The organism is Kitasatospora aureofaciens (genome assembly GCF_019192735.1).
In the GTDB taxonomy this organism is placed as follows: Bacteria; Actinomycetota; Actinomycetes; order Streptomycetales; family Streptomycetaceae; genus Kitasatospora; species Kitasatospora aureofaciens_A.
Map to the genome: position 1 here is coordinate 1 of NZ_JAHTKP010000142.1, position 4154 is coordinate 4154.

The 4154-nt window shown below is 70.8% G+C and carries 2 protein-coding genes and 1 pseudogene; all 3 read left to right on the forward strand.

What is annotated here, in order from left to right; genetic code table 11:
* A pseudogene (locus tag KV557_RS41525) lies at positions 1-214 on the forward strand (ATP/GTP-binding protein); the annotation flags it as partial.
* Positions 215-624: 410 nt separating this feature from the next.
* Positions 625-4020, forward strand: a complete 3396-nt coding sequence (locus KV557_RS41530) for a nitrate- and nitrite sensing domain-containing protein (RefSeq protein WP_308130322.1) — start codon at positions 625-627, stop codon at positions 4018-4020.
* A gap of 10 nt (positions 4021-4030) precedes the next feature.
* On the forward strand, positions 4031-4154 hold a 124-nt coding region (locus tag KV557_RS41535; protein WP_218207309.1), incomplete at its 3' end, for a roadblock/LC7 domain-containing protein.

The following is a 4154-nucleotide window of genomic DNA, read 5'->3' on the forward strand; positions in this document are numbered from 1 at the left end:
CGCCCTCGACTACTTCGAGAACAGCGGACTCCCCTTCGTCGTCGCCCTCAACGGCTTCGACGGACACCAGCCCCACACCGCCGACGAAGTCCGCGAAGCCCTCCAACTCGGCCCCGACACCCCCGTCGTCACCCTCGACGCCCGACGCCGGGACAGCGCCAAGAGCGCCCTCATCACCCTCGTCGAACACGCACTCCTCGCCCGGCTCCGCTGAACCGGCGGCGAGTGCGCGACACCAGTCCGACCGCCCTGGCGGCCCGTCGAGCCGACGGCCGCCGGGGCACCTCCGCTTATCGGCCGGTGTCCGTCAGGGGCACCGCGCAAGACCCGCGCATAAGCGGTGGATAACAGTTCGGTAGGCATTTTGTGATCAACAGTGACTCTGCGTGGCGGAATCACGTCACTCAGCGCCAGAAGACCACGGTTTTGCGCCGTCATGTCGGCGAATGTCCAGATTGTGCCGACGCGGGCGGCATCCGACGGCTGTTTGTCCCCCATCCCTGCACGTGCTGAAATTCCAGCTACCCCTGAAGCTCTTCCGCAGGCCCACCAGGCAGCGGACCAGGGCCGGGGGTAGCGCTGGATTGATCCATGGCCGGCTGTCGGCCGAGAGGTAGTTGTCGAGTGAGGCGTAAGCAGCAACCCGCCCCGCAGCGGCGCTCCGAGCCCCGCCAGAGCGAGCCGGGCGGTAGCGCAACGGACCCGGTCGGATTCTCCGCGTTCACCCCCACCGAGGAACGGTCACAGGCCTCACCTCCGCAGAAACCCCCGGTCGTCGCCAAGGAGCGCCCCGACAGCGGCCCCGCCGCCCCGGCCGACGGCTCCAGCCGCTACGACTTCCTCCGCCCGCGCAACTGGCGCGTGCCGACCCGTCTGATCGCGATTCTGCTGATCCCGGTCATCATCAGTCTGGTGTTCGGCGGCCTCCGCGTGAACACCTCCGTCGACGGCTACATCAAGGCCTCGCGCGCCGAGAAGGTCGCCGAACTCGCGAAGTCGGCCACCGAGCTCGCCGAGGCGCTCGAGAACGAGCGCGACAAGACCCTGATACCCCTGCTCACCAAGCAGGACCCGGACGGCACGGTCGCCAAGACCCGCGCCGACACCGACGCCGCGATGAAGGCGTACAACGCCGCCTACGAGGCCACCGACAAGTCCGGCGAGTTGCCCCGCCGCCACCAGGCCTTCCAGGACCTCGTGGTCAACCTGCCGCACCTGCGGGCCAACGCGTACGGCGGCGAGCTGTTCGCCAGCGCCACCGCGGACGCCTACTCGACGCTGTTCGCGCCGCTGCTGGCATACGACAACTCGGTCGGCCTCGGCTCCACCAACGCGGCCAGCAAGGGCCGCGCGATCTACGCCATGTCGCTGGCCAAGGCCGCGTCCTCGTCCCAGCGCGCGCTCATGCTGCACCTGCTGGTGGGCATCGGGTCGAACTCCGTGACCCGCTACGAGAACCAGGACCTCACCCTGCAGATCGTGGTCTCGGAGAAGCTGGAGCAGACCGCACTCAGCGAGTTCAACACCGGTAGCGACCCGACCGACGCCAGGAAGTACGCCGACGCTCAGGTCGCCGTGGCCTCCGCGCAGGAGCACTCGGCCTACAAGATGCCCAACGGCTCCGCACCGACCATGCAGTCGCTGCTGAGCATCGCCGCCGCCTACAGCCAGGCCGCCGCCGACGGCCAGACCAAGGGCAAGGCCGCCGCCGACGCCGCCTTCAAGGAGGCCAAGGACGCCGGCCTCACCCCGGAGAACTGGAACCAGGCCGCCGCCACCCACATCCAGGCCCTGCGGACCACCGAAGTCGCGCTGCTCAACGACGTGCTCACCGACTCCCGGAACCTCAAGGACAACGCGCTCTACGACGCCATCCTCAACACGGTCATCGTCGTCGCCGCGCTCATCCTGGCCGGCCTGCTCACCGGGTACGTCGCCCGCTCGATGATCCTCGGCATGCGCACCCTGCGCAGCGCCGCCCTGGAGATCGCCGACCACCGTCTGCCGGACCTGGTCGAGAAGCTCTCCAAGACCGACCCCGACCGGGTCGACACCTCCGTCACCGCGATCCCGCTGCACGGCAAGGACGAGATCGGCGAAGTCGCCCGGGCCTTCGACCAGGTCCACCAGCAGGCCGTGGCGCTCGCCGCCGAGCAGGCCCTGCTGCGAGGGAACGTCAACGCGATCTTCACCAACCTGTCGCGCCGCAGCCAGGGCCTGATCCAGCGCCAGCTGGCGCTGATCACCGACCTGGAGAACAACGAGGCCGACCCGGACCAGCTGGAGAACCTCTTCAAGCTGGACCACCTCGCGACCCGTATGCGCCGCAACGGTGAGAACCTGCTCGTCCTCGCGGGCGAGGAGGCCGGCCGCCGCTGGAACACCTCGGTCCCGCTGGTCGACGTGCTCCGCGCCGCCGCGTCCGAGGTGGAGCAGTACGAGCGCGTCGAGCTGTCCGGCATCCCGGAGGTCGAGGTCGTCGGCGCCGCCGTGACCGACCTCGTCCACCTGCTCGCCGAGCTGCTGGAGAACGCCACCTCGTTCTCCAGCCCGCAGACCCGGGTGCTGGTCAACGCGACCCGCCTGCCCGACGGCCGCGTGCTGGTCGAGATCCACGACAAGGGCATCGGCCTCACCGCCGACGACTTCGCCGAGATCAACGAGAAGCTGGCCGAGCCGCCCACGGTCGACGCCACCATCTCCCGCCGCATGGGCCTCTTCGTGGTCGGCCGGCTCTCCCAGCGGCACGACATCCGCGTCCAGCTCCGCCCGTCCGGCGAGTCGGCCGGCACCACCTCGCTGGTCATGCTCCCCCCGTTCGTCACGAAGGCCGGCGCCGCGCCGGAGCCCGAGGAGCAGTTCACCGTCTCCCGGATCTTCGCCGAGCAGGAGCCGACTTCCGAGTGGGCCCCCGAGAGCCACTCCCGCAGCGCCGCCGAACTGGGCTTCGACGACCACCTCACCGGCAACGGCAACGCCGGCTCCACCGGCTTCAGCCCGGCCCTGGAGTCCGTCCAGCGCTCGCAGCGCCTCGACCAGGTCCGCCGCGCCGCCCTGGAGGCCGGCCCGCACGGGGCCGCCGACGGGCCGGTGCTGGACGCCGAGGTCGAGGAGGAGTACCCGCAGCAGGGCTACGACCAGTACGCCCCGCAGCAGGGCTACGAGCAGCCCTACGCCGACGACCAGTACGGCTACGAGCAGAACGGCTACGGGCAGGACGGCTACGGCCAGGACAGCTACGGGCAGGGCGGCTACGGGCAGGACGCGTACGGCCAGTACCCGCAGCAGGGCGGCTACGACCGGTCCGGCTACGCGGACGACCAGTACGCCCCGCAGCAGGGCTACCAGGGCCAGGGCTACCAGGGCTACGACGACGGCTACGCCGACGACCAGTACGCCCACCAGACCCAGGACGCCCCGGCGGGCCACCCGTACGCCCCCGAGCCGCCCGCGCTGCCCGCCGCCGAGCCCACCACCACCCTGCCGTCCGGGCTGCCGCAGCGCCGCCCCGGCCAGCAGCTGGCCAGCGGCGGCATGGGTTCGCAGCCGGCCGCCTCGCCCACCGGCGAGACCCCGAACTGGTTCGCCGGCGCCAAGGACACCTCGTCGGCCGCGGAGCCGCGCGGACACGACGTGTCGGCGCTGGGCGGATACGGCCCGACCGGCCCGACCGCCAACGCCGCCTGGCAGTCGCCGAACGACGGCGTCTGGCAGAAGGCCGAGCAGCTGCGCGAGCCCGCCTCCGGGGGCACCACCCCGGCCGGTCTCCCGCGCCGGGTGCCCAAGCAGAACCTGGTGGCCGGCAACGCCAAGCCCACCCCGCAGGACGGGCCGCAGGTCTCCCGCAGCCCCGAGGAGGTCCGTGGCCGCCTCACGAACCTGCGCCGCGGCGTGGAGCAGGGCCGCACCGCCGGAAACACCGGAAGCTTCCGGATCGACCCCGATCAGGTAGACCAGTCCGGCAACGGACAGAACCGCAGCACCGATCTCTTCGGCGGCTCGAACCACCAGGAGCGTTGAGTTGACTCAGATGAGCCAGGCCGCACAGAACCTGAACTGGCTGATCACCAATTTCGTGGACAACACCCCCGGGGTGTCCCACACCGTGGTGGTCTCCGCGGACGGCCTCCTGCTGTGCATGTCCGAGGGCTTCC